Here is a 24,850-nt window from a genome sequence, read left to right on the forward strand (position 1 = left end):
CCAAGAATCCTTTGAGAAGTTCACAAGCCGTACGCATGAGGCTTTGGTCAACGCAAACCAGCGTCCACCACCTCAGTAACACGGAGACACCAATGTTCACTCGTCGTTTCACCGCTTCCCTGGCCGGCACCACCCTGACCGCCGCCACGCTCGGCCTGGCTGCCCTCGGTCTGGCCGGCACCGCCGGCGCGAGCACGGTCGACGACGCCTTCATCGCCCAGATCAAGGCTGACGGGATCACCCCGCCCAGCAGCGCGCGCGCCATCAGCGAAGCCCACGCCGTGTGCACCGCTCTGGACGCCGGGCAATCCAGCAAGCAGGTCATCGCCAGTGTGGCCCAGCGGACCGGCCTGAGCAGCAGCGGTGCGCACACCTTCGCCGTCGACGCCGCCAGCGCCTACTGCCCGCAGTACGTCACCACCACCTGAAGCCCCGAAACCCGCCCCCCGATCGCCGCCTCACAGACTCTGTGGGGCGGCGATTCGTTGCGCGCCGTGCGTCAGGCGCGAAACGCCGCCACCGGCATCTCGACACTGCCCTGGCACGGACCGCTGGCGATGTCGGTGTGCCAGGTGCCACGTAGCGACCCGTCGGCCTGCGGCGTGTAGAACGCCCACGATTTAGCGGGCGCCCAGACCTTCGAAACCCCCTCTCCCATATAGCAATCCCACTGAAAATCAAAGCGCTCGACCCACCGGGAGCCATCCCAGGTGTAGTGCGACGGCACCGAGATCGTCGGGTTGTCGGGCTTGGGTCCGTTGTTGGCGGTGGCGACACAACTGGCCGCCGAACACACCGTCGAGAAGACATAGTCCGCACTGAATGTGGGTTCGGCCTGGGCGGCCGCAACGCTGGTGCCGCTCTTCTCGACGGCATAGCGCACCAGCGAGTACTTGCCGTTCCACGCGGGGCTCGCCCCATGCGCGGCCGGCATACCGAACGCCGAGGCGAGCACGGCGAGCATCGCGAATTTCCATCCCAGCGGCATCGTGTCCATGCTGTCCGCTGGATGACGCAACAGGGTATCGGCGCGGCTACGATCCCGCTCAGTCCAATTCGAACTTCGTCGCGCCGAACGGCTCTGCCGTTCCCAGCGCGAACACCGTGGCCGGCCGCACCCGGTAAAGGTGCCACGGCGCCGGCCCCGCCGAAGGCGCGCTGAACGGCGCGGTGAGCGCATCGCCGGCGACCTCGGCAGGCCAGCCATCCGCGGCGTACTCCGCTGCTAGGGAGGCCAATTCGTCTCTGCCGGTCACCCGTTCGGCGACCCCTTCGATCACGAGGTCGAACGGCTCGGTGGCGACGCTGAAGGTGCATCGGGGGTCACGCATCAGATTGCGTGACTTGCGGGTGGCCGGTCCGGAAGTGAAATACCAGATGCCGTTCACCGATTGCACCCCCACCGCCATCACGTGCGGACTGCCGTCGCGGTTGACGGTGGTGAGCCAGGTGGTGTGCCGTTGTGGGCCGCCGGTACCCGGCGCCTGCGGCAACGGGCTGTCCAACACGGCTTTGACACTGTCCCACTCGATCGGCGGCGTCCCGTAGCCGTCGAGATTGCGCGGTGTGATCGTCATACCGGGACTGACCGCCGCGGGGTGGAAAGTTCATCGCCCCCGCAACAGAAACAGGGCGTAGGCAGCGATTGACTGCGCATCGGCGATCACACCCTCGCGTATCATCTGCTCGACCTCCTCGCGCGGGAACCAGGCACTGCGCATGTCCTGTTCCTCGTGCTCGCGGTCCGCATGCCCCTCCGTTATTCCGGTGGCCAGAAAAACCCACCCGCGCTGACTGGTCATCCCGGGTGCGACGTCGAGCTGACCGAGTGCCTCCAACGTCGTTGCCCGCAGCCCGGTTTCCTCCCTCAACTCGCGCTCGGCGAGCTCGGCGGGCTCAGGGTCGGCCAGATCGGGGGCGGTGCCCTGGGGAAACTCCCAGCGGCGCGCACCGACGGGATAACGGAACTGCTCGACCAACCGGAATCGCGTTCCGTCGTAGGGCATTACGAGCGCGTAGGTGGGCTTGTCCACCACCGCGTAGATGCCGGGGCTGCCGTCGGGCCGGCGGATGTCGTCTTCGCGGAGCACCATCCACGGGTTGCGATAGGCCTCGCGCGACGCGACGGTTTCGATGAAAGGCACGTTGTCAGTATCCGGGCCGGCATCGTGTCGGGCGCCGCCGGCATGCCGAGGAACCCCAGCCATTGCAGCCGGCATCGTGCGCGGCAAAGATTGGTCCCGAATCGACGCGCACGCGCGTCTTGCTGGCGTTAACCGGCGCGGTGACCGATAGTCAGTTCAAGCCGGCCGACGCCCATCTCATCGGGAGTGGGTGTTCATGCGGGAGAACTCATGGCGGAGCGGGCGGGACATGGTGCGTCACATTATCGTCAGCGGTCACGATGCGTTGGCTGCGACGATCATCGAGGAACTCAACAAGGTCGGCGCCAACGTCGCAATGCTGGCCGGCGACAACTTGGTGGGGGTCGATCTCACCAATGCCGATGCCGTCGTGTGCGTCGGCGACGACGACGCGAGGAACCTCGAAATCGCTTTGCTCGCACGGAAAGCCAATCCTCATGTGCGGGTGGTCGCCCGGCTGGCCAACGACGTGCTGCGCGAGGCGATGGCCGCCGACAACGGCCCCGGCGCGATCCTGGACGTCGCCGACCTCGCCGCGCCCTCGGTGGTCGAATCGGTGCTGGCCTATACCGCGCACCCGTTCGAGGTGGCCGGCATCGACTTCGTGGTCTCGAGGTCCGAAGCGCCGCGGGACGCGACCCTGCGTGAGATCTACGGCGACCTGGCTCCGGTGGCGGTGATCGGTGGCAAGGACTCGCCCGCTCCCGGGGAAGTGGTGGCGTGTCCCGGGCGGGACCTGCAGGTCCGGGCCGGTGACTGGACGGCGATGATCGGCACCGCCGAGGAGGTGGCCGCTCGCGGCATGACGGTTCCCCGGCCGGTGCCCAACCGCTCCGGCCGGCCCCGGATGCACCGCGGCCTCGACGCGGCGCGCACCCTGCGCGACGAAGTGAATCCGATGTTCTTCCGGGCGCTGGGGGCAGCGGCCGCGTTGCTGGTGGGGTCGACAGTATTGCTGCGCTACGCCTACCAGATGCCCGGGATGAGCTGGATCGACGCGTTGTACTTCACCACCGAAACGATCGCCACGGTCGGCTACGGCGACTTCAACTTCTTCAACCAGCCAATCTGGCTGCGGCTGTACAGCATCATGTTGATGTTCGCCGGCGTCACCACCACCGCGCTGCTGGTGGCCTTCATCGCCGACCTGCTGCTCTCGCGCCGCTTCGTCCGCTCGGCCGGGCGCTCAAGGGTGCGCCACATGCGCAACCACATCATCGTCGTCGGCCTGGGCTCCTTCGGCAGCCGCGTGGTCAGCGACCTGACCGCCGCCGGGCGCGACGTCGCCGTCATCGAACTCGACGAGAACAACCGGTACCTGGCATCGGCGGCCGAACTCGAGGTTCCGGTGATCTTCGGTGACGCGACGCTGCGCCAGACGCTCGAGCATGCCGGGATTGAGAAGGCCCGCGCGGTGGCCGTGCTGACCCAGGACGACATGGTCAACATCGAGGTCGGCATCGTCTTGCGGGAGATGTTGAACACCCGCTCGCACCGCAAGCTGCATCGCAAGGACGTGCCGTTGGTGCTGCGGGTGTACGACCGGTCACTGGGTTCGGCGGTGGCCCAGCGGTTCGGCTTCGACAACGTCCGCTCGACTGTCGATCTGGCGGCGCCCTGGTTCATCGGCGCCGCGATGGGACTGCAGGTGCTGGGGACGTTCTCCATCGGGCAACGCTCCTTCATGGTGGGCGGGATGTGCGTCGCCTCTGGCAGCGAGCTCGACGGCAAGCCCATGCACGAGCTGTCCACCCAGGTCCGCGTCATCGCGATCACCGGGCCCGACGGGCAGGTCAAGCTGCACCCGCGCCGCGACGCGCGCCTGGAGGGCGGCGACACCGTCTACCTCGTCGGCCCCTACCGCGAACTGCTGGCCACTCTGCGCAAGGGACAGCCCTCGGATCAGTCGGTCGACAGCATGCGGGCAGGCTGACTACAACGCGGCGACGACGTCTGCGGCCCGACGCAGCTGCTCGGTGTCCGAGCTGGTGGGGATGAGTTGCACTTCGTGTGTGCCGATGTCGGCGAATCCCCTGAGTACCGCGACCAGCTCGTCCTCGGAACCCGCCCATCCGGTCATCGGCGCCATGGCATCGACGTACTCGGCCGGGATCCAGTTCATGTACCGCCGCAGGTGCCGGTGCACCTGGCCGCGGGCTTCGTCGGCCGCGCCGAACGCGAACCAGAACGACGTCGCCAGGTGCGGCTCCGGTTTGCCGGCCTCGGCCCAGGCGCGACGTGCGACGTCGAACAGCTCGTTCTGCTTGGCGACATCGAGGTCCAAGGTGGTTCCGGCCATTCCGTCGGCCCAGGCGGCGGCGCTACGGACGGTTTTGGGTCCGATCGTGCCGACGTGTAGCGGCGGGCCACCTTTTTGCACGGGCGAGGGGCCGACCGGCCGCACCGAGTCGGTGGTCTTCTCCCCCGCCCACACGCGCTTCATCACCGCGACGCGCTCGGCCATGCCGCGGATGGTCTGCGTCTTGGGGTCGGCGCCCACCGCGTTGTAGTCCTCCTCCCGGCCACCCACCCCGATGCCCACCGTCAGGCGGCCGCCGCTGAGCATGTCGCCGGTGGCCAGGCCCTTGGCCAGCATCACCGGGTCGTGCAGCTGCGGGACGATCACCGTCGTCACCAGCCGCACCCGCTGCGTCCACGCTGAGATGGCGCCCAGCAAGGTCAGGCTGTCCGGGTTGTCGAAGGCGATGCGCTCGCCCCAGCACAGCGACGAGAACGGGCCCTCGTCGATCACCTGCGCCCACTGCCGCAGCAGCGTCGCGTCCAGGTCGGGCTCCATCACCGGCATCGTCATACCTATCTGCACGTAAGTGATTCTGGCAGCATGGGCGGATGGCACTAACGAGCACGTCAATCGCCCACGTCCGGCTCACTGTCACCGACATCGAGCGATCGCGGCGGTTCTACGAGAGCGTGTTCGACTGGCCGGTGCTCATCGAGGCCCCGGAGAACCCCGACGAGGCGACGCGGCGCCGGTTGGGTTTTCTATTCGGCGGCGTCATCTACGACATGGGTGGCGCGCTGCTCGGGTTGCGGCCGGTGGCCGATGACCGCTTCGACGAGGACCGGTGCGGGCTGGACCACCTGGCGTTGAGGATCGCCAGCAAGGACGAATTATATTCTGCAGCAAAACATCTCGATGAGATCGGGATTGCCCACGAGCCGGTCAAGGACATCGGGCCGGCCTACATCCTGGAGTTCCGCGACCCGGACAACATCGCCTTGGAGCTCACGGCGCCGAAGTAACGCCCCTCCGGCCTCTGACGCGAGCGTGCGGTTAGCGCCAGCGCCCACGGCGTGTCGGCGTACCCGGGTGCACGCTCGTGACAGAAAGAGACGCCATGCCCCATGCCCCATGCCCCATGCCCCATGCCCCGAGCGTGCGGTTAGCGCCAAAGCCCACGGCGTGTCGGCGTACCGGAGTGCACGCTCGCCACCGCAAGAGGACACTGGCGAAAACTATGAGTATCAGCTTCAACCACACCATCGTCGCGTCGCGCGACAAGCGGCAATCCGCGGAGTTTCTCACCGAACTGTTCGACCTGCCCGGCCCCGCACCGTTCGGCCCGTTCCTGGTCGTCGCACTGGAACACCTTGCCAGCCTGGACTACGCCGACGTCGCCGACGGCGACGAAATCCGGCCGCAGCACTACGCGTTCCTGGTCTCCGAAGCGGAGTTCGACGCCATCTACGGCAAGATCACCGCCCGCGGCTTGCCGCACTGGGCGGACCCTCGCGCCCAACGACCCGGCGAAATCAATACTCGGGACGGTGGCCGCGGCGTCTACTTCCGCGACCCAGCCGGGCACGCGATGGAGATTCTGACCAGGCCCTACGGCTCGGGCTAGCGGCGGGCGGCCCCGTGCCGCCGGCTCTCCTGGTCGCGGTAGTCGTCGGCCATCTGCGCGACATGCTCGGGCAGCGTGCCGTTGGCGACGTCTGCCACGGTCGTCTCCTCCAAGACCGACCGCATGCTGGCGCGCAACGCCCGCCACACATCGGTGAGCGCGACGGTCGGGCCGGAATAGGGCAGATCTCCCAGCCCGATGTCGCGCACGCTGGCCAACGGCCCGTCGATACACCGCAACACGTCAGCGATGCTGATCTCGGTGCCCGGCCGCGCCAGTTCGTAACCACCCTCACGTCCGCGGTGGCTGCGCACCAGGCGGTCGGTCCGCAGGTTGGTCAGGATGTCGACGAGGAACTGCGGCGGAATGCCCTGGGCCTGGGCCAGCTCGTCGGTCTTGACCAGCGTGCCACTGGGGACCGTCGCGAGCTGGACCATCGCCCGAACGGCGTACTCCGCCTTGGCCGACATCCGCATGCTCAGGATTGTGCCAGCCTCTTGCCCAGAACCTCCTACGCGCGCACTTCCAGCATGTCGATCACGCTCTGCGCCTGCTCTTCGACACTGCGGTCCGCGGTGAGCCGCAGGTCCGGGTTCTTGGGCCGCTGATAGGGACTGTCGATCCCGGTGAAGTGGGTAATCTCCCCCGCGCGGGCTTTGGCGTACAGCCCCTTGGGGTCGCGGCGTTCGCATTCCTTGAGCGGAGTGTCGCAAAACACCTCGAAAAACCCAAATCCGGCGTCGGCGTGGACTTTCCGGGCCATCTCGCGATGCTCGGCCAGCGGGCTGATGGCCGGCACCAGCACGATCTGACCCGAATCCGCGAGCAGCGTAGCCACATGCGCCAGCCGGCGCAGGTTCTCGGCCCGGTCTGCCATGCTGAAGCCCAGGTCGGCGTTCAGGCCGTGCCGCAGATTGTCGCCGTCGAGAACGTAAGCGGGAATGCCCTTTTCGAGCAGCTTCTGCTCGACCAGCATGGCCACTGACGACTTGCCCGCCCCGGACAAACCGGTGAGCCACACCGTCCTGCCCTGAGTAGCGCGATCGCTGGCGGAGACCAACGACTTGTGCCGCACGGTGTTCGGGCTGGCCTTCTGGGCCGCGACATCACGCAACACCATCCCCGCGGCCACCGTGCCATTGGTGTCCGGGTCGATCAGGATGAACGACCCGGTGCTGGCGTTGCGGGAGTACTCGTCGAGCAGCAACGGCACCTGGGTGCGCAACGAAACGCGGCCAAGTTCGTTAAGCTTGAGCGCCGTTGCCGTCTTGTCGCGGTGCAGGGTGTTGACGTCGAGCCGGTAGTCCAGTGCGGTGATCCGTGCGCGAGTGGTTCGGGTGGTGTGCTTGATGACGTAGTCACGGCCGGGCTCCAGGGCCGATCCGTCGGCCATCCAACACACGGTCGCATCGAACTGCTGGGCGATCCTGGGCTGATTGTTGGTGCGGGCGATCATGTCGCCGCGCGAGATGTCGATGTCGTCGGTCAGGCTCACCGAAACAGCCATCGGCGGAAAAGCTTCTGTCACCGCACCGTTCGGGCCCTCGATCGCAGCGATCCGGGTGGCCTTGCCGACGGGCAGCGCCACCACTTCATCACCGGGACGCATCACGCCGCTGGCGACGGTGCCGGCGTAACTGCGGTGGTCCTGGTGTTCGTGCGTATGCGGCCGGATGACGTATTGGACGGGGAACCGGACGTCGACCAGGTTGCGGTCACCGGCGATGAAGACCTCTTCGAGGTGGGAAAGCAGCGCCGGCCCTTCGTACCAGGGCGTCTGGTCTGACTTGGTCACCACGTTGTCGCCGCGCAGGGCAGAGATCGGGATGGTGGCGACGTCCTGCACATCCAGACGCGCCGCGAACGCGTGAAAGTCGTCGCGAATCGCCTCGAATTGCTCTTTGTCCCAACCGATCAGGTCCATCTTGTTGACGGCCAGCACGATGTGCTGGATGCCGAGCAGCGATGCCAGGAACGCGTGCCGCCTCGACTGCTCGAGCAGTCCGTGCCGCGCGTCGACGAGCACGATCACCAACTGCGCGGTGGAGGCACCGGTCACCATGTTGCGGGTGTACTGAATGTGTCCGGGGGTGTCGGCGATGATGAATTTTCGCTTGGGAGTGGCGAAATAGCGGTAGGCGACGTCGATGGTGATGCCCTGCTCGCGCTCGGCGCGCAGCCCGTCGGTGACCAACGCGAGGTCGGTGTAGTCGTGACCGCGGTCCTTCGAAGTCTTCTCGACGGCCGCCCACTGATCCTCCATGACCGCCTTGGAGTCGTAGAGCAATCGCCCGATCAGGGTGGACTTGCCGTCGTCGACCGAGCCTGCGGTCGCCAGTCGCAACAATGTCGCCATCAGAAGTACCCCTGCCGCTTACGGTCTTCCATTCCGGCCTCCGAGATCCGGTCGTCCGCCCTGGTGGCTCCGCGTTCTGTCAATCGTGACACCGCGGTCTCGGCAATGACCTCCGACACGGTGGCCGCGTCGGATTCCACGCAGCCGGTGCAGGTGACATCGCCGACGGTGCGGAACCGCACTGAGGTCTCGAACACCTTCTCGTCGGCGCGCGGCTGCAGGTGCCGGTGCACGGCCAGCAGCATTCCGTCGCGCTGAAAAACCTTGCGGCGGTGGGCGAAGTAGATCGACGGCAACTTGACCTTCTCGGCGCCGATGTAGGACCAGATGTCGAACTCGGTCCAGTTGGACAGCGGGAACACCCGGATGTGCTCGCCCTTGTGGTGTCGGCCGTTGTAGAGGTTCCACAACTCGGGCCGCTGGGCCTTCGGGTCCCATTGCCCGAACTCGTCGCGGAAGCTGAACACCCGCTCCTTGGCCCGGGCCTTCTCCTCGTCGCGGCGGGCGCCGCCGAAGGCCGCGTCGAACTTGTTCTCCGCGATCGCGCGCAGCAGCGTCACGGTCTGCAGTGGGTTGCGCGACGGAATGGTCTCCACCACCCGGCCGGCGTCGATGTCGTCCTGCACCGAGGCCACCACCAGACGCACTCCGGCTTCCTCGACCAACTCGTCGCGGGTCTCGAGAACCTCGTCGAAGTTATGACCGGTGTCCACGTGCATCACCGGGAACGGCAGCCTGCCGGGCCGAAAAGCCTTGAGCGCCAAGTGCAGCATGACGATCGAGTCCTTACCGCCGGAGAACAGCAGTACCGGCCGTTCGAACTCGGCGGCCACTTCGCGAATGATGTGAATCGCCTCGGCCTCGAGCGAACGCAGATGGCTCAACTCATATTGACCGACGGCGGGGCCGGCTTTGACGTCAGTAGTCATCGGCATCTTTTCCCGGTTAAGTTGGTTGGATTGACCATATTTACTCTTATTAATGACATGAAAGCAGCCACCTGTGCTGGTGTCAATGAGTTGGTGCCGGGTGGGCGAGCAGGCCGCCGGGAGCGTCTGCCAGCGGGCGCATGGTCTGGGCGTCTTACGCACTTCAGAGGAGCCGACTGGGGCGCACGGCTTCTCGCCGGTGCGGGTGATAGATTCCGCTTTCTACGCCGACGCCGCAGTGATCGCGCGGCCCTCGGCGCTCCTGTCCAACACGGTTCCGGTCGGAGTCTTACACGTCCATGGCGGGCAACATCGATAACGGCGAATGCACGCTGCTCGGATGGCGGGAGTGGGTGTCGCTCCCCGATCTGGGGATCAAACACATCAAGTGCAAGGTGGACACCGGCGCTCGGACCTCCGCGCTGCACGCCTTCTTCGTCGAGCCGCTGGTGGAGAACGGGCGGCGGCGGGTGCGATTCGGGATGCGCCCGCTGCAGCACGACGTGAGCATCGAACAGATCTGTCTTGCCGACGTCCTCGACGAGCGCGTGGTCGCGGACTCGGGCGGGCACCGCGAGCAACGCTTCGTCATCGAGACGTCGGTCGAGGTCTTCGGCGAGCGCTTCCGGGCCGAGATGACCCTCACCGATCGAGAGACGATGCGCTTCCGGATGCTGCTCGGGCGAACCGCGCTACGTGGACGTTTCCACGTCGACCCCGCGCGTTCCTACCTGTCGGGACGACCGCGTCGCGGCGCCGGCGGGCTGCCGGGAGGACGACGATGAGAATCGCGATCCTGTCGCGCAACCCGAAGCTGTACTCCACCCGCCGCCTGGTCGAGGCCGCAGAGCATCGCGGGCACGACGTCGTTGTGCTCGATCACCTCAAGTGCTACATGGATATCGCCTCCCATGACCCGGCGGTCCACTACCGCGGTGAGGAGCTCGAGTCTTTCGACGCGGTGATTCCCCGCATCGGCGCGTCGGTGACCTTCTACGGCTCGGCCGTGGTGCGTCAATTCGAGATGATGGGCACCTACTGCCTGAACGAGTCGGTCGCGATCACCCGATCGCGCGACAAGCTGCGCTCGCTGCAGATCCTGGCGCGCGCGGGGATAGGGCTGCCGGTCACCGCCTTTGCGCACTCCACCGACGCCACCTCTGAGCTGATCGAGATCGTTGGCGGCGCACCGCTTGTGGTGAAGCTGCTCGAGGGCACCCAGGGCAAGGGCACAGTGCTGTGCGAGACACGCTCCGCGGCCGAGGCCATCATCGAGGCATTCCGGGGGCTGCGGGCGAACTTCCTGGTTCAGGAGTACATCAAGGAGGCGCACGGCGCGGACCTCCGCTGCTTCGTCATCGGCAACAAAGTGGTCGCGGCGATGAAGCGCCAGGCGAGGCCCGGCGAGTTCCGCTCCAACCTGCACCGCGGCGGCGCCGCGTCGCTCATCCGGCTCACGCCCGAAGAGCGCTCGACCGCGGTGCGTGCCGCCCAGCGCCTGGGGCTGAACGTGTCCGGCGTCGACATCCTGCGCTCGAATCACGGTCCGGTGGTGCTCGAGGTCAATTCCTCGCCCGGCCTGGAAGGCATCGAGGAGGCGACCAAACGCGACGTCGCCAAGCTGATCATCGAGTTCATCGAGAAGCACGCCCGGCACGGCAAGACCAACACCCGGGGCAAGGGTTGAGCACCGACCTGCTGATCGGCGGGGAGTCGATCCCGCCAGGCACCCGCGCCACCATCGAGCTGCCGATTCCCCAGCTCTACACACACACGCCGCTGACGATGCGGGTGCAGGTGGTGCGGGGCCGGCGGGACGGCCCGCGGCTGTTCGTCTGCGCCGCGGTGCACGGCGACGAGCTGAACGGTGTCGAGATCATCCGCCGACTGTTGCGTCGGCCCGCGCTGGCGAAGTTACGCGGGACGCTGATCGCGATCCCGATCGTGAACGTGTACGGGGTGCTGCACCACTCGCGGTATCTTCCCGACCGCCGCGACCTCAACCGCTCGTTCCCCGGCTCGGGACGCGGTTCGCTGACCGCGAAGCTGGCCGACCGGTTCATGACCGAGATCGTCGCCAATTGCACCCACGGCATCGACCTGCACACCGCGGCCATCCATCGCGACAACCTTCCGCAGATTCGCGGCAACCTCGACGACCCCGAAACCCTCGCGCTGGCACGCAGCTTCGGAGTGCCGGTACTGATCAATGCCGCGGTCCGCGACGGCTCGCTGCGCGAGGCGGCCGCAGCGTTGGGCATCCCGACGCTGCTCTACGAGGCAGGCGAGGCGCTGCGCTTCGCAGAGCTGGCAATACGCCCCGGAGTGCAGGGCATCGTCAACGTGATGCGCGGGCTCGGCATGCTGCCATCGTCACGCCGGCGCCGGGCCCGCGCCGAGCCGTTCGTGGCGCGCTCGACCGCGTGGGTGCGCGCGCCCGAGAGCGGCATGTTCCGGGCCGCGAAGCCGCTCGGCGCCCGGGTGGACCGCGGCGAGCAGATCGGCACGATCGCCGATCCCTTCGGCGGCGCCGAGATCGCGGTGACGGCGGACCATTCCGGGTTGGTGATCGGGCGAAGCCAGCTGCCGATCGTCCATCAGGGCGATGCGCTGTTTCACGTCGCGCGTTTCGAAGACGTCGTCGAGGTCGCGCAGCAGGTGGAGGACTTCCAGGCCGCCCACGACGAAGGGTGACCGACGCCGCGGGGCGGGTGCAGGCCCCGCGCGAGCGGACGCAAAAGCACGTCATTTCGGCACGAAGATTGCGGACTTTTGCGTCTGCTCGGCTAGAGGGTGACCTCTTCGAGCTTGCCGGTGGCGACGTCGAAGACGAACCCGCGCAGTGATTCGTGCTTGGTGACGAACGGGCTCTGCTCGATCCGCCGCAGCGATTGCCGAACATCCTCGGCGATGTCAGGGAACGCTTCGGCTGACCAGGGCGGCTTGATACCGGTCTCTTCCTGGATGCTGCGCTTGAAGTCGTCGTCGGTGAAGGTCAGCATCCCGCAGTCGGTGTGGTGGATCAGGATGATCTCCTTGGTCCCAAGCAGCCGCTGCGAGATCGCCAGCGACCGGATGGCGTCGTCGGTGGCCACACCACCGGCGTTGCGGATCACGTGCGACTCGCCCTCGTTGATGCCCAGCACCCGGTACACGTCGATGCGGGCATCCATGCACGCCAACACCGCGATGTGTTTGCTCGGCGGCAGCGGCAACGGCCCCTGGAAGGCGCTCGCGTAGGTGGCGTTGTTGGCTAGGTAGTCGTCGGTAACCGTCACGCAGGTCTCCCTCGGGATGCGAAATCATATTTGCCAGCGGGTGGATGCCGCGGATCTTAACAACCGGCCAACCGTATTTCACCGGTGCGGATCAGCCGGATCTGAATGTTCAGCGCCGGATCGCTACCCTGTCCCAATGCGGCAGGGTGATAAGGCGTGACGCGTTTTCTGCTGCGCCGATTGGCGAAGTACGCCGTGCTGCTGGCGTTGGCGTCGTTTCTGACCTTCTGTCTCACCTCGGTCGCGTTCTCGCCGCTGGAAAGCCTGATGCAGCGCAGTCCCCGCCCCCCGAAGGCGGTGATCGACGCCAAGGCGCACGATCTCGGCCTGGACCGGCCGATTCCGATCCGCTACGTCAACTGGGTATCGCACGCGGCGCACGGCGATTTCGGCAAGACGATCACCGGGCAGCCGGTAGGCACCGAACTGGGACGCCGCATCGGAGTCACGCTGCGGTTGCTGGTCATCGGGTCCGTGCTGGGCACGCTGCTCGGGGTGACCCTGGGGGCGTGGGGCGCCATCCGCCAATACCGGTTCAGCGACCGCATCGTCACTATCACCGCCTTGCTCATTCTGAGCACGCCGACCTTCGTCATCGCCAACTTGTTGATCATGGGGGCGCTGCGGGCCAACTGGGCGCTGGGCTACCAACTCTTCGACTACACCGGCGAGACGTCGCCTGGTGTCATCGAGGGGAGTTGGGCGGCGGTCGCCGACCGGCTGAAGCATCTGGTCTTGCCGACGCTCACGCTGACGCTGACTGCCGCGGCCGGCTACAGCCGGTATCAGCGCAACGCGATGCTCGACGTGCTGGGACAGGATTTCATCCGCACCGCCCGCGCCAAAGGCCTGACCCGCCGCCGCGCACTGGTCAAACACGGCCTGCGGACCGCACTGATCCCGATGGCGACACTGTTCGCCTACAGCGTGGCCGGTCTTGTCGGAGGCGCGGTGTTCGTCGAGAAGATCTTCGGCTGGCACGGCATGGGTGAATGGACGATCCGGGGAATCGCCACCCAGGACACCAACATCATCGCCGCGATCACGCTGTTCTCCGCTGCCGTCACGTTGCTTGCCGGGCTGCTGTCCGACATCCTCTACGCGGCGCTGGATCCGCGGGTGCGTGTGTCATGACCGCGGTCGAGCCCACCGAGGCAACGGAATTCACTTCACGCCGCACACTGGTGCTGCGCCGGTTCCTGCGCAACCGCTCGGCAGTGGTGGCCCTGGCGCTGCTGGTACTGCTGTTCATCGGCTGCTACGCATTGCCACCGCTGTTGCCCTACTCCTACCGCGACCTCGACTTCAATGCGCTGCTGCAGCCACCCGGCACCCGACACTGGTTGGGCACCAACGCTATCGGCCAGGACATGCTGGCTCAGACCCTGCGCGGCATGCAGAAGTCCATGCTGATCGGTCTCTGCGTGGCGGTGATCTCCACCGGGATCGCCGCCACCGTGGGATCCATCGCGGGCTACTTCAAGGACTGGCGAGACGGGGTCCTGATGTTCGTGGTCGACCTCATGCTGGTGGTGCCCAGTTTCATTCTCATCGCCATCGTTTCGCCGCGGACGAGGAATTCGGCCAACATCATGTCGCTGGTGCTGCTGCTCGCGGCCTTCAGCTGGATGGTCAGTTCCCGCATGGTGCGCGGGCTGACCATGAGCCTGCGGGAGCACGACTTCATCCGTGCCGCACGGTACATGGGCGTCTCCAGCCGCAAGATCATCGTCGGCCACGTGTTGCCCAACGTGGCGTCCATCCTGATCATCGACGCGACCCTCAACGTCGGCTTCGCCATCCTGGCCGAGACGGGCCTGAGCTTTCTCGGTTTCGGCGTCCAGCCGCCCGACGTGTCCCTGGGCACCCTGATCGCCGACGGCACCCAGGCCGCCACCACCTTCCCCTGGGTCTTCCTGGTCCCGGCCGGGGTGCTGGTGCTGATCGTGTTGTGCGCCAACCTGACCGGTGACGGACTGCGCGACGCGCTGGACCCCGGCGCCAGGACGTTGCGGCGAGGTGCGCAATGAGTTCGCTGCTGGAGGTGACCGACCTCGCCGTCACCTTTCCCACCGACGGGACCCCGGTGACCGCGGTCCGCGGCATCACCTACCAGGTCAACCCAGGTGAAGTGGTGGCGATGGTCGGCGAGTCCGGATCGGGAAAGTCGGCGGCGGCGATGGCGGTGATGGGTCTGCTGCCGGAGTACGCCGCGGTGAGCGGTTCGGTCCGCCTGCAGGGCACCGAGCTGCTCGGGCTCGGCGACGACGGCATGTCGCGGTTCCGCGGCAGGTCGATCGGCATGGTGTTCCAGGATCCGATGTCCGCACTGACCCCGGTCTATACGGTCGGCGATCAGATCGCCGAGGCGATCCGGGTACATCAAGGGCCGGTCGGCAAGAAGGCAGCCCGGGAGCGCGCGGTGGAACTGCTTGAATTGGTGGGTATCTCGCAGCCTTCCCAGCGGGCCCGCGCCTTTCCACACGAACTGTCCGGTGGAGAACGCCAGCGCGTGGTGATCGCGATGGCGATCGCCAATGACCCGGACCTGCTCATCTGCGACGAACCCACCACCGCGCTCGACGTGACCGTGCAGGCCCAGATCCTCGAGGTACTCAAGAAGGCACGCGACGTCACCGGCGCCGGGGTCCTGATCATCACCCACGATCTGGGCGTGGTCGCCGAGTTCGCCGACCGGGCGTTGGTGATGTACGCCGGCCGGGTGGTCGAGTCGGCCGGGGTGAGCGATCTCTACCGAGACCGCCAAATGCCTTACACCATTGGACTACTGGGCTCGGTTCCGCGACTGGACGCCCCACAGGGCACCCGGCTGGTACCCATACCTGGCGCTCCCCCGTCGCTGGCCGGCCTCGAACCCGGCTGCCCGTTCGCACCGCGCTGTCCGCTGGCCATCGACGAATGCCGAAGCGCGGAGCCGGATTTGATCGAAGTCGGGGTCGATCATCGAGCCGCCTGCATCCGCACCGAAAACGCCGCCGGGCGCAGCGCCGCCGAAATCTATGACGTCGACACCAAACAGGTCGCCGCCGCGCCCGAGGACTCCACCGTCGTGGTGCGGGTGCAAAACCTGGCCAAGACCTATCCCCTGACCAAGGGCGTGTTGCTGCGCCGCACCGTCGGTGAAGTGCGCGCCGTCGACGGCGTCAGCTTCGAACTGCAGCAAGGCCGCACGCTGGGCATCGTGGGCGAATCCGGTTCGGGCAAGTCAACCACCTTGAATCAGATCCTGGAACTGACGACGCCGCAATCGGGTTCGATCGAGGTGCTCGGCACCGATGTGACGACCCTGCACACGGCCGGCCGCCGGTCGCTGCGCCGCAACATCCAGGCGGTGTTCCAGGATCCGGTGGCCTCGCTCGACCCGCGACTGCCCGTCTCGGAGCTACTCGCGGAACCGTTGCGGGCCAACGGTTTCAGCAAGAGCGACACCAACACCCGAGTAGCGGAGCTGCTGACCATCGTGGGCATGCGCCGCGCCGACGCCAACCGCTATCCCGCCGAGTTCTCCGGCGGACAGAAACAGCGCATCGGTATCGCGCGGGCATTGGCCTTACAGCCCAAGATCTTGGCCCTCGACGAACCGGTGTCGGCCCTGGATGTCTCCATCCAGGCCGGGATCATCAACCTGTTGCTCGACCTACAGGATCAATTCGGATTGTCCTATCTCTTCGTCTCCCATGATCTTTCAGTTGTCAAGCATCTGGCCCATCAGGTGGTGGTGATGTTCCGCGGCGCGGTGGTGGAACAGGGTGCCAGCGAGCAGGTGTTTGCCAATCCGCAACACGAGTACACGCGTCGGCTGCTGGGCGCGGTGCCGCAACCGGAGCCCGGCCATGCGTAGCAGGATGGGAGCGGCGTTGCTGGCCGCCGCGTTGGTGTTGTCGGGCTGCGCGACCGGCGGTCAGCTGACGCCCGCCGGCCCCGGCGCCGTCGGCAACGCGAGCGACATCAACCCGCAGAACCCGCAGACCCTCCAGGAGGGCGGCAACCTGCGGCTGGCGCTCATCGACTTCCCGCCGAACTTCAACATCCTGCACATCGACGGCAACTCGTCGGAGATCGCCGGGATGATGAAGGCCACGCTGCCCAGCGCCTTCACCATCGCGGCGGACGGCTCGGCAACCGTCAACACCAACTACTTCACCAGCGTCGAACTCACCGGGACCAACCCGCAGGTCATCACCTACACCATCAATCCGAAAGCGGTCTGGTCCGACGGCAGCCCCATCACCTGGCGCGACATCGCCAGTCAGATCCACGCCACCACGGGGACCGACAGCGCGTTCGAGATCGCCACGACCAACGGCGCCGACCGCGTCGCCTCGGTGACCCGGGGGGTCGACGATCGCCAGGCGATCATGACCTTCGCCAAGCCCTATGCCGAGTGGCGCGGCATGTTCGCCGGCAACGGCATGCTGCTGCCCGAAAGCGTGACCGCCACACCGGAGGCGTTCAACAAGGGCTGGCTCGACGCGCCGGGCCTGACCGCCGGGCCGTTCGTCATCAGCACGCTGGATCGAGCAAAACAGCGAATCGTATTGACCCGCAACCCCAGATGGTGGGGCACGACGCCCCGCCTGGACTCCATCACCTACCTGGTGCTCGACGACCCGGCCCGGTTGCCGGCCCTGCAGAACAACACGATCGACGCGACCGGGGTCGCCTCGCTCGACCAACTCGTCATCGCCGAACGCACCAAGGGCATCTCGATCCGGCAGGCGCCGGCGCCGGTATGGACGCATTTCACCATGAACGGCGCCAACGGGTCGATCCTGTCCGACCGATCGCTGCGGTTGGCGGTCAGCGAGGGCATCGACCGGCGCACCATCGCCAACGTGGCGCTACACGGTCTCACCGGCGACCCAGTGCCGCTGAACAACCACATCTTCGTGGCCGGGCAGGAGGGTTATCAGGACAACAGCATCCCGTACGACCCGCAGCGGGCTAGCCGCGATCTCGATGCTCTGGGCTGGAAACGCAATGCCGAAACGGGTTTCCGCGAGAAGGACGGCCGGCAGCTGGTAGTGCGGATGCTGTTCTACGACGCGCAGAGCACCAAGGCGGTCACCCAGATCGCCCAGCACAGCCTGGCCGAGATCGGTGTCAAGCTGGATCTGCAATCACGATCCGGCAGTGGCTTTTTCCGCGACTACGTCAACGTCGGGGCCTTCGACATCGCGTTGTTCGGCTGGGTGGGCGACGCGTTCCCGCTGTCCGGCCTCACCCAGATCTACGCATCCGACGGAGACAGCAACTTCGGCAAGATCGGCAGCCCGGAGATCGACGACGCGATCGAACGAACGCTGAGCGAGCTCGACCCCGGAAAGGCCCGAGCGTTGGCCAATGAAGTCGACCGGCTCATCTGGGCCGAGGGATTCAGTCTGCCGTTGATCCAGTCGCCCGGGCCGGTGGCGGTGCGCAGCAAGCTGGCGAATTTCGGCGCCCGAGGGTTGGCTGACCTGGACTACACCGCCATCGGGTTCATGCGCTGACGCGGTGCAGCAGGGGCGGAACGGCCGCCTCCACGGTGGCCGCCACATCGATCGCCTTCCACAGCACGCGCATCGGCAGCCGGGCCGGCAGCGCGTCCAGCTCCCGGGCACGCCCGGCCAGCCCGTCGAATTCGCCGCGACATACCGCGCCGGCGATCGCCAATGCGGCGGGCTCCCGAAAGTCCAGCGCACTGTGCGCCATGGTGGGCAGCCGCAACAGCTGCGAGTTGGGCAGCAGCGACATCGCACGTTCGGCCACCGCAAGCGGCGTGACCAGGTCACGCCCGCCGGCGATCACCACGGTCGGCCAGGTGAACTTCGGCAACTCGGCGCTCAGGTCATAGGGTTCGGCTTCGAATTCTGCTGTCTGGGGCAAGGTTTCGCGTACCGCCAGAGCGGGGTCGAGCGGCAGGCCGTCCGGTTCGGCGGCGTAGTCCAGTTCGCGGAACGCGATACGACTCACCAGGTCGGATTCATACCGGTAGGGCACCTTCTGGCTCACCCCCATGGTGGTGAAGCGAACCAGCGCCCGCCACAGCATCTTGCGTCCGGTGAGCAGCAGGTCGAGTTGGTGGTTGAGCATGGGCGCCCCGCCGTAGCCGTACACCGTCGCCGCGACCTGCCCCGCCGACGGCGTCATGATTCCCGCGTCAACGAGGCGCCGAACCTTGGGCGCCAGCGTCGCCGTTTCGGGGTCCTCGCCCGTCAGCAGCACGCGGCGCAGCGCATCCCGCACGGCGACGATGTCGTGGGCGGACAGCACCGGTGAATCCAGGATGAGCGCGTGCACCCGGCTGGGATGACCGACGCCGACACCCGCGGCGAGGTAGCTGCCGTAGGAGGAGCCGTAGATGACTGCCGAGTCCACATGCGCATCGTCGAGCACGGCGGCCACGTCGTCGACGACCTGCTCGATGGTCAGCGACTCCGGCGGCAGATCGGCGCCGGCATCGTCGTGGCGCGACATTCCCAGCCCACGGTGCTCGATCATGATCACGTCAAGTCCGGCGGCGGCGGCGCGGCGGCGAAACCCCTGATACAGGCGCAGCGACGCCACGCCAGGCCCGCCCGGGATGATCACCAGCGGGTGTGTGGACTTGTGACCGGTGCGCACGTAGAACAGGTCGAACTCCTCGTCGCTGCCCGGCGATATCGGCCGGCGAACCGGCCGCACCCCCGGCAACTTCGCCAGCTTGTCGTGCACTCGGCGCCGTTTGGCGTTCATGGTCATCGGAGGCAGCCCGTCATGCGTGTCATTCTGCCGAGATCGTCGATGTCCGGCACATCGGTCGCCTATGGGTCAGCTGCGGATCAGATCGGCGGCCCGCTCCCCTACCAGCACCGACGGGGCGTGGGTGTGCCCGCGAATGGTGCTGGGTATCACAGACGCGTCGGCCACCCGCAGCCCGTCGACGCCTCGCACCCTGAGCTGCGGGTCCACCACGCTGGTGTCGTCACTGCCCATCCGGCAGGTGCCCATCGGGTGGTACAGGGTGTGCGAGCACATGGTCAGGGCCAGCTCCAGGGTGGCGTCATCGAGTCCGGTGCAGTTGCGCGGGCGCACCACTGGTCCCAGCACGTCGCGCAGCGACGGAGTCTGGGCGAGTTCCGCGCAGATCCGCAGACCCGTCATCATGGCTTCGCGATCTCTGGGATCGGAGAGGTAGCGCGGGTCGATTACCGGCTTGTCGCGCGGATCGGCGGAGCGCAACGTGATCTGTCCGCGACTCTCCGGCGCGACCAGGATCGGGCCGAAGACGACACCGTGCCCGGCCGCGGGTTGAAGTGCCTCGTCGTAGAACGGCGCCGGAGCGAAAATCAGCTCCAGGTCGGGCAGCTCGAGATCGGGCCGGCTGCGGATGAATCCGTACGCCTCCCCGACGTTGGAGGTGAGCATGCCGCGCCGCCGCAGCAGATAGCTGATCAACTGCTTCGGCTTTTCCGCGGAGAACAGGCTGCCGTCGTCGACGTCGAACCCCACGGGTGTGACCAGATGGTCGATCAGGTTCTGCCCGACTTCGGGTGCGTGGCAGACGATCTCGATGCCGTGCCCGGCGAGCTGATCGCGATCGCCGACGCCCGAAAGCATGAGCAGCTGAGGACTGTTGACGGCGCCGCCGCAGAGCACCACTTCACGACGGGCGTGCACGACGGAGGTGCGGCCGGCGTGTTGATACTCCACACCGACCGCGCGGGTGCCCTCGAAGATGATGCGGGTGGCCGTGGCCTCGGTGAGCAGGGTGAGGTTCTTGCGGGTCATCGCGGGCTTGAGGTAGGCGTCGGCAGCGCTGTACCGGGCGCCCCGGCGCTGCGTGACCACGGTTTCACAAAAGCCCTCGGGCGCAGCAGAATTGGGCTGCGCGGCGGGGTATCCATACTCGCGGGTGGCGGACAGCCAGGCCGCGGTCAACGGACGCGGGCTGCGCTGACGGGAAATGTGCAGCGGGCCCGTGACGCCGCTGTCGTCACCGCTGACGAAGTGCCATGCGGCGCTGACGTCCTCGATGCGCCGGTAGTACTCGAGCGCGGCGGCCCCCGACCAGTGCTCGTCGGCTCGCCTGGCCCACTCGTCGTAGTCGGCGCCGAAACCACGCACCCACATCATCGCGTTCATCGAGGAGCAGCCGCCGAGCACTTTGCCTCGGGGCCAGTAGATCTGGCGTCCGTTCAGTTCGGGCTGGGGTTCAGTGAGGTAGTCCCAGTCGACCTCACTGCGGAACAGTTTGGAGAACGCGGCCGGGATTCCGATGAACCTGTTGGTGTCGCCAGGTCCAGCCTCGAGCGCCGCCACCTCGGTGCCCGGATCCGCGGTCAGCCGATTGATCACGACGGCACCGGCGGAGCCGGTGCCGATCACCACATAGTCACGCTGAATGTCCATCGCGCATCCCTGTTTTGGAGCCTGACGGGTGGGTCGTGGGCCGGGCGTTGGGGATCAGCACCATTTGCCGAGTGTATTCCCGCCTGGTCGCCAGCACTATGCGTTCAGGTCGATGCGATGCGCACCCGTGACACCGTCGTATCTGCTGGGACTGCACGTCAGCACGATCACCTGCCCGTGCGCGCCCACGCTGTCGAATACCTCGCCCATCTTCGCCAGCCGGTCCGGGTCGGTGAATCCCAGAGCGTCGTCAACGACGACGGGGACGGCGTCCTCTTTGGCGACCAGGCCCGCGCCGGCCAGTCTCGCCAGGATGCCGAGCTGCTCCTTGGCCCCGCCCGACAGTGACTCGTAGGACACGGTGACGCCGGCCAGGGTGCGGTTGAGGATTCGCAGGTCGCTGTCGATGTCGATTTCGAATGTCGGCCCGAACACCGGGCGGCCGAGGCGTTGCAGCTCGGCCCGGTAGGGCTCCACATATCGCTTGCGGGTGTCGTCGCGGTGACGGCACATCACCGACCGCAGCAGCTGCGCGGCCCGCGCGCGATCGCCCACCCGGGTGTGCTGGCTGGTGGCGTGCTCGAGTTCCGTCTCGGCGGCGTCAAGTCTGCCTTTCCGCCCCTCGCTGCGTAGCACCGCGAGCTCGATGCTGATCTCCTTCAACGCGGCGTTCGCGGCGTCGCGGCGCTCGCGCACCGTTTCGGCGATCTTCTGAGCCTCGGCGAGTTCGGCGGCGATCGTGTCCGGTTTCGCCGCGGCAAGAGCCCGGTTGAGTTCAGCCACGCGGAGCTCGGCGGCGTGGGCCGCCTGACGCTCGGTGTCGGCCGTGGCCGCGAGAGCCTCGTCACCGAGCGAGGCCCGCTCCCCGGCCAACCGGGTCACCGCCGCGTCGAGCTCGGCACGTTGAATGGCCGCGTCGTTGGTCAATATCGCTGTGCGCGTTGCGGCGTCGGCGAGGCGACGGGAAGCGGCGGCGGCCAGTTGGCGCCGGCTCTCACATTCGGCCTGGGCCGCCACGCGAGCCGATTCGGCCTCGTCCCGTTCGGCGCGAGCGCTGGCGGTGTCGCCGGCGAACAGATCAGGTTCGGCGGGCTGATTCGCTTGCAGCTGCGCCACCCTGGCTCGTAGCTGGTCCGCGTCTTCCTCTCCGCACAATCCCGCTAACGTGGCGGTTAGCCGGTCACGATTGCTGCGCAGTTCCTCTCGCCGCCGGCCGGCCGACCGCGCGGCCGCGACGTCGGCTACCCCTGCCGCCTCCAGCGCCGCGTTGAGTTCCTGTTGCGCGGCAACGTATCTGGCTCGAACATCGAGTGCGGTGGCGCCCGGGACAACCCTGGTCGTCAGCACACCGGCGACTTCCACGTCGGTGGGGCCGGTGGCCGTGACCGCCCAACTCTGTCCGGCCGGTAGCGCGACCCGTTCGGCGCCGACCACCAGCTCGATGTCGGCGGTGGCAGTGAATTCCAGCACGGCGGAGACCATCTCGAGCTGGTCACCGGCCCGATCGACCGACGCGGCAGCCTGTTCGATGCGCCGCAGCATCTCATCGGTGAGCACCAGAGCCGACAATTCCTGATTGATCGGATCGAGGTCGCGTCGGATTCCGTCGATCCTGGCCAGCCGGGCACTGAGCCGGTCGGCTTCCTCACGCTCGGCGATGCGGTCGAGGGCCCGGCGCGCCGCTTCGGTGCGATCATGCGCGGCCGCCAGCAGCGCAACCGCCTCCTGGGCGGCCGCATCACAGGCGGTGGCTTCCCGGGCAGCCACCGCCTGGTGGCCGGCCGCGTCCTCGGCTTGGGCGACTGATTTGGCGATTAATGCTGCGCGGGAGTCGATTTCGCTGATCAACGCCAGACGCCCGGCGTGCGCGGCGGTCGAGGCGGTGCTGGTCGCGGAAGCAGCGGCAGCGATCAATCTGGCTTCGCGCACCTCATCGGTGAGCACCTTGACTTGATCGGCCGCGGCCACCGCCGCGGCCAGCCGCGGGCCGATGGCCACACATTGTTGCGCCAGTTCCGCCGACTGGCGCGTCAGCTCGGTGTGGCGGTGCACCCGATCGTCGACCTCGGCCATCGCGCTGGCACATTCGGCTACCGCAGCCTTGGCGGCGTCCAGGCGTGCCTGCGCCGCCGACCACTCCCCGGTCGGGCGGCCGGTCGCGGTGAAATAGCGCGCATATTCTGCGTCGATCCGCTCGATGAGCAGCGGCTCGGTACCCGACGATGCGGCGTCGCCGACGGATTGGGATGCGGCGATGTCGAGAGCGCGCGACAACGCATCGCAGTCCGACAGATCCACCGCCGCGGTCGAGGAAGCCTGCAACACACGCTGGGCGCGCCACAGCTCGGTGTCGACCGTCTCGGCCAACATCGTTCGCACCCGTTCATGGGCCTCGTCGCCGGTGAGTTGGGCACGGCGCGGCGCGAGGACTGTCAGCTCCGTCTCACACTTCTTGTGAAAGCGCTTGCGATACACGAAGCGGTAAGGGCCACTGCTGATTTCGGCGGTGACCTCGGAACCGACGTCGGCATTGGCGGGCTTGACCTGCTTTACGTCCTTTCTCGTCGAGCGGTCCTTGGATTCCAGCAGCAGGTCCAAAGCCTCGATCATCGACGACTTGCCGATCTCGTTGGCGCCGTAGACCACCACGACACCGTGGTCGGGGAACTCGATCTCCCGGTGCGCGATGCCCCGGTAGTTCGTCAGGGTCAGCCGGTGCAGCTTCATGCCGCGCCCCGGTCCGCCAGCCGTAGCAGTAGGGCCAACGCCGCCTGGGCGTCGCCCGAGTCGTCGGCCCCGGCGCGGGCCGTCGCAATGAGCTCCTCGACCGCCGACGCCGCGAAACCGCCGATGCCGAGGTCGTCGAATTCTCCGTCCGCGGGTACGACGGCCAGATCGGTATGGCGTTCCCACAGGCCCAGCCAGGCGAACAACCGGGAGTACCTGTCCAGGCAGGCGTCCAGCGCCGCGCGGTCGGTGACCGTCAACGATCCGGTCAGCGCCAGGCGCACCACCGTACGGTCCTTGTCGGGCATCAGGTCGAGGTTCAGGTCCAGATCGGCGATGCACCGGCTGGTGTCGAGCTGGTTGTGCAGGGTGACGAAACGCCATCGGCCGATGTGGCGAGCCTCGACGGTGACCGGCCGATGCGGATGGGTCTCGTCGATGTCGACGATCAGGACGTGGCCGGGGTCGGCCTCGACATCGTCGTAGTTGGTGACCTCCGGCGACCCGGAGTACCAGACTCGTCCCGAATCACCGACTTCGGTGAGCGAATGCTTGTCGCCCAGCGCTACATAGTGAACCACGTTGTCGGACAGGGCCTGCTCGACGTTGGCGAGCCGGATCAACGAGGGCTTGGCACGGTCGGGGTCGAGCGCGTCGACGCCGCCGTGGGCAACCAGCACCCGGGTGGTGCCATCGGCGGGCAACCCGTCGAGGACGTCGGCCACCAAATCGGTGGTGGGGGCCTTCGACCGCCACGGCGCCGCGACGATCTGTACGCCGGGGCGTATCTGGTGCACGCCGTCCCGATCCAGCACGACGACGTTGTCCGGGCATTCGGAGGTGAACAGCGCACCGGTGTAGACCGACGACGCATCCAGCGGGTCGTGGTTTCCCGGCAACAGGTAGACAGGGATACCGATGGCGCGCATGGCTTCCAGGGACTGGCCGATCACCTGCGGGGCGAGCTGGTTGTGCTCGAAGACGTCGCCGGACACCACCACGAACTCCGCACCGACTTCGGTTGCCAGCGCGCCGAGGCCGGCCACCGCGTCACGGCGGGCAGCCGAATAACGGGGCTGGGCATCCCCGGCCAGGAAGTGCCGGGTCATACCCAGTTGCCAATCAGCGGTGTGCAGGAACCGCATGCCTTCGACCC

At 67.1% G+C, this 24,850-nt stretch carries 22 protein-coding genes and 1 pseudogene; 11 read left to right on the plus strand and 12 right to left on the minus strand.

Annotated elements, in window-relative coordinates; all coding sequences use genetic code 11:
- Positions 1-92 precede the first annotated feature (92 nt).
- Complete coding sequence (locus JX552_RS22780; RefSeq protein WP_205874120.1) at positions 93-428, plus strand: DUF732 domain-containing protein; 336 nt, start codon at positions 93-95, stop codon at positions 426-428.
- Positions 429-499: 71 nt separating this feature from the next.
- On the opposite strand, the gene JX552_RS22785 is transcribed toward JX552_RS22780, so the two are convergent.
- The 3 genes from JX552_RS22785 to JX552_RS22795 are packed head-to-tail and all read right to left on the minus strand — an operon-like array spanning position 500 to position 2,144.
- Positions 500-988 carry an Rv2253 family sensor-like surface protein gene (locus tag JX552_RS22785; RefSeq protein WP_488663607.1) on the minus strand — a complete coding sequence of 163 codons (489 nt, stop codon included), beginning with the start codon at positions 986-988 and terminating at the stop codon, positions 500-502.
- A 58-nt stretch (positions 989-1,046) separates the two neighbouring features.
- Positions 1,047-1,577 carry a pyridoxamine 5'-phosphate oxidase family protein gene (locus tag JX552_RS22790; protein WP_205874121.1) on the minus strand — a complete coding sequence of 177 codons (531 nt, stop codon included), beginning with the start codon at positions 1,575-1,577 and terminating at the stop codon, positions 1,047-1,049.
- Between the two features lie 30 nt (positions 1,578-1,607).
- The gene (locus JX552_RS22795) at positions 1,608-2,144 is read right to left on the minus strand and encodes an NUDIX domain-containing protein (protein WP_488663601.1); all 537 of its coding nucleotides are present in this window, start codon (positions 2,142-2,144) and stop codon (positions 1,608-1,610) included.
- A 229-nt stretch (positions 2,145-2,373) separates the two neighbouring features.
- Here JX552_RS22795 and JX552_RS22800 point away from each other — a divergent pair, with 229 nt between their 5' ends.
- A complete protein-coding gene (locus tag JX552_RS22800; RefSeq protein WP_431195884.1) occupies positions 2,374-4,077 on the plus strand; it encodes an NAD-binding protein in 1,704 nt (567 codons plus the stop codon).
- Here JX552_RS22800 and JX552_RS22805 read toward each other — a convergent pair whose 3' ends face one another.
- Entirely contained in the window at positions 4,078-4,956 is an 879-nt protein-coding gene (locus JX552_RS22805) for an LLM class flavin-dependent oxidoreductase (RefSeq protein WP_205874124.1), read from the minus strand.
- Between the two features lie 38 nt (positions 4,957-4,994).
- On the opposite strand from JX552_RS22805, the gene JX552_RS22810 reads away from it, so the two are divergent.
- A complete protein-coding gene (locus tag JX552_RS22810; RefSeq protein ID WP_205874125.1) occupies positions 4,995-5,408 on the plus strand; it encodes a VOC family protein in 414 nt (137 codons plus the stop codon).
- Positions 5,409-5,623: 215 nt separating this feature from the next.
- A complete protein-coding gene (locus JX552_RS22815) occupies positions 5,624-6,010 on the plus strand; it encodes a VOC family protein (protein ID WP_205874126.1) in 387 nt (128 codons plus the stop codon).
- Here JX552_RS22815 and JX552_RS22820 read toward each other — a convergent pair.
- The 3 genes and pseudogenes from JX552_RS22820 to cysD form a co-directional block, all read right to left on the minus strand.
- Positions 6,007-6,486, minus strand: a complete 480-nt coding sequence (locus tag JX552_RS22820; RefSeq protein WP_205874127.1) for an Rrf2 family transcriptional regulator — start codon at positions 6,484-6,486, stop codon at positions 6,007-6,009. The genes JX552_RS22815 and JX552_RS22820 overlap by 4 nt on opposite strands.
- A gap of 35 nt (positions 6,487-6,521) precedes the next feature.
- The gene (gene cysC / locus JX552_RS22825) at positions 6,522-8,366 is read right to left on the minus strand and encodes an adenylyl-sulfate kinase (protein ID WP_205874128.1); all 1,845 of its coding nucleotides are present in this window, start codon (positions 8,364-8,366) and stop codon (positions 6,522-6,524) included.
- Positions 8,366-9,354: pseudogene (gene cysD, locus JX552_RS22830) on the minus strand (sulfate adenylyltransferase subunit CysD). The gene cysC and the pseudogene cysD overlap by 1 nt, the downstream one beginning before the upstream one ends.
- Positions 9,355-9,594: 240 nt before the next feature.
- On the opposite strand from cysD, the gene JX552_RS22835 reads away from it, so the two are divergent.
- From JX552_RS22835 to JX552_RS22845, 3 genes are read left to right on the plus strand one after another with little or no spacing between them, the layout of a single operon-like run.
- Positions 9,595-10,080, plus strand: coding sequence for an ATP-dependent zinc protease family protein (locus JX552_RS22835; protein ID WP_205874130.1), 486 nt, complete (start codon positions 9,595-9,597; stop codon positions 10,078-10,080).
- Positions 10,077-10,982 (plus strand): 30S ribosomal protein S6--L-glutamate ligase, encoded by a 906-nt coding sequence (rimK, locus tag JX552_RS22840; protein WP_205874131.1) that lies wholly within the window; start codon positions 10,077-10,079, stop codon positions 10,980-10,982. Before JX552_RS22835 ends, rimK begins: the two co-directional genes overlap by 4 nt.
- Positions 10,979-11,989, plus strand: coding sequence for a succinylglutamate desuccinylase/aspartoacylase family protein (locus JX552_RS22845; protein ID WP_205874132.1), 1,011 nt, complete (start codon positions 10,979-10,981; stop codon positions 11,987-11,989). The genes rimK and JX552_RS22845 overlap by 4 nt, the downstream gene beginning before the upstream one ends.
- Positions 11,990-12,081: 92 nt before the next feature.
- Here the strand turns inward: JX552_RS22845 and JX552_RS22850 are convergent, their stop codons facing one another.
- Complete coding sequence (locus JX552_RS22850) at positions 12,082-12,573, minus strand: beta-class carbonic anhydrase (protein WP_205874133.1); 492 nt, start codon at positions 12,571-12,573, stop codon at positions 12,082-12,084.
- Positions 12,574-12,729: 156 nt separating this feature from the next.
- Between JX552_RS22850 and JX552_RS22855 the strand changes: the two genes are divergently transcribed.
- From JX552_RS22855 to JX552_RS22870, 4 genes are read left to right on the plus strand one after another with little or no spacing between them, the layout of a single operon-like run.
- Positions 12,730-13,707 carry an ABC transporter permease gene (locus tag JX552_RS22855; RefSeq protein WP_205874134.1) on the plus strand — a complete coding sequence of 326 codons (978 nt, stop codon included), beginning with the start codon at positions 12,730-12,732 and terminating at the stop codon, positions 13,705-13,707.
- Positions 13,704-14,603 (plus strand): ABC transporter permease, encoded by a 900-nt coding sequence (locus JX552_RS22860; protein WP_205874135.1) that lies wholly within the window; start codon positions 13,704-13,706, stop codon positions 14,601-14,603. The genes JX552_RS22855 and JX552_RS22860 overlap by 4 nt, the downstream gene beginning before the upstream one ends.
- Positions 14,600-16,435, plus strand: a complete 1,836-nt coding sequence (locus JX552_RS22865; protein WP_205874136.1) for an ABC transporter ATP-binding protein — start codon at positions 14,600-14,602, stop codon at positions 16,433-16,435. Before JX552_RS22860 ends, JX552_RS22865 begins: the two co-directional genes overlap by 4 nt.
- The gene (locus JX552_RS22870) at positions 16,428-18,086 is read left to right on the plus strand and encodes an ABC transporter family substrate-binding protein (protein ID WP_205874137.1); all 1,659 of its coding nucleotides are present in this window, start codon (positions 16,428-16,430) and stop codon (positions 18,084-18,086) included. Before JX552_RS22865 ends, JX552_RS22870 begins: the two co-directional genes overlap by 8 nt.
- On the opposite strand, the gene JX552_RS22875 is transcribed toward JX552_RS22870, so the two are convergent.
- The 4 genes from JX552_RS22875 to JX552_RS22890 all read right to left on the minus strand — a co-directional run bounded on the left by JX552_RS22875 (position 18,076) and on the right by JX552_RS22890 (position 24,839).
- The gene (locus JX552_RS22875; RefSeq protein WP_205874138.1) at positions 18,076-19,317 is read right to left on the minus strand and encodes an alpha/beta hydrolase; all 1,242 of its coding nucleotides are present in this window, start codon (positions 19,315-19,317) and stop codon (positions 18,076-18,078) included. The genes JX552_RS22870 and JX552_RS22875 overlap by 11 nt on opposite strands.
- A 69-nt stretch (positions 19,318-19,386) precedes the next feature.
- Positions 19,387-20,967, minus strand: coding sequence for a GMC family oxidoreductase (locus JX552_RS22880; RefSeq protein WP_205874139.1), 1,581 nt, complete (start codon positions 20,965-20,967; stop codon positions 19,387-19,389).
- A 96-nt stretch (positions 20,968-21,063) separates the two neighbouring features.
- On the minus strand, positions 21,064-23,694 hold the full coding sequence (locus tag JX552_RS22885; protein ID WP_205874140.1) for an AAA family ATPase: 2,631 nt from the start codon (positions 23,692-23,694) through the stop codon (positions 21,064-21,066).
- On the minus strand, positions 23,691-24,839 hold the full coding sequence (locus tag JX552_RS22890) for a metallophosphoesterase family protein (protein ID WP_205878627.1): 1,149 nt from the start codon (positions 24,837-24,839) through the stop codon (positions 23,691-23,693). The genes JX552_RS22885 and JX552_RS22890 overlap by 4 nt, the downstream gene beginning before the upstream one ends.
- Between the last annotated feature and the right edge of the window lie 11 nt (positions 24,840-24,850).

The organism is Mycobacterium gordonae, from assembly GCF_017086405.1.
Taxonomy (GTDB): Bacteria; Actinomycetota; Actinomycetes; order Mycobacteriales; family Mycobacteriaceae; genus Mycobacterium; species Mycobacterium gordonae_D.

Bases quoted from the DNA above. Each gene is read 5' to 3' on its own strand.
- JX552_RS22860 (WP_205874135.1), top strand. From the start codon at position 13,704: ATGACCGCGGTCGAGCCCACCGAGGCAACGGAATTCACTTCACGCCGC.
- JX552_RS22815 (WP_205874126.1), top strand. From the start codon at position 5,624: ATGAGTATCAGCTTCAACCACACCATCGTCGCGTCGCGCGACAAGCGG.
- cysC (WP_205874128.1), bottom strand. From the start codon at position 8,366: ATGGCGACATTGTTGCGACTGGCGACCGCAGGCTCGGTCGACGACGGC.
- JX552_RS22785 (WP_488663607.1), bottom strand. From the start codon at position 988: ATGCCGCTGGGATGGAAATTCGCGATGCTCGCCGTGCTCGCCTCGGCG.
- JX552_RS22875 (WP_205874138.1), bottom strand. From the start codon at position 19,317: ATGACCATGAACGCCAAACGGCGCCGAGTGCACGACAAGCTGGCGAAG.
- JX552_RS22810 (WP_205874125.1), top strand. From the start codon at position 4,995: ATGGCACTAACGAGCACGTCAATCGCCCACGTCCGGCTCACTGTCACC.
- JX552_RS22885 (WP_205874140.1), bottom strand. From the start codon at position 23,694: ATGAAGCTGCACCGGCTGACCCTGACGAACTACCGGGGCATCGCGCAC.
- JX552_RS22790 (WP_205874121.1), bottom strand. From the start codon at position 1,577: ATGACGATCACACCGCGCAATCTCGACGGCTACGGGACGCCGCCGATC.
- JX552_RS22865 (WP_205874136.1), top strand. From the start codon at position 14,600: ATGAGTTCGCTGCTGGAGGTGACCGACCTCGCCGTCACCTTTCCCACC.
- JX552_RS22820 (WP_205874127.1), bottom strand. From the start codon at position 6,486: ATGCGGATGTCGGCCAAGGCGGAGTACGCCGTTCGGGCGATGGTCCAG.
- JX552_RS22890 (WP_205878627.1), bottom strand. From the start codon at position 24,839: ATGCGGTTCCTGCACACCGCTGATTGGCAACTGGGTATGACCCGGCAC.
- JX552_RS22780 (WP_205874120.1), top strand. From the start codon at position 93: ATGTTCACTCGTCGTTTCACCGCTTCCCTGGCCGGCACCACCCTGACC.
- rimK (WP_205874131.1), top strand. From the start codon at position 10,077: ATGAGAATCGCGATCCTGTCGCGCAACCCGAAGCTGTACTCCACCCGC.
- JX552_RS22870 (WP_205874137.1), top strand. From the start codon at position 16,428: ATGCGTAGCAGGATGGGAGCGGCGTTGCTGGCCGCCGCGTTGGTGTTG.
- JX552_RS22800 (WP_431195884.1), top strand. From the start codon at position 2,374: ATGGTGCGTCACATTATCGTCAGCGGTCACGATGCGTTGGCTGCGACG.
- JX552_RS22835 (WP_205874130.1), top strand. From the start codon at position 9,595: ATGGCGGGCAACATCGATAACGGCGAATGCACGCTGCTCGGATGGCGG.
- JX552_RS22805 (WP_205874124.1), bottom strand. From the start codon at position 4,956: ATGACGATGCCGGTGATGGAGCCCGACCTGGACGCGACGCTGCTGCGG.
- JX552_RS22880 (WP_205874139.1), bottom strand. From the start codon at position 20,967: ATGGACATTCAGCGTGACTATGTGGTGATCGGCACCGGCTCCGCCGGT.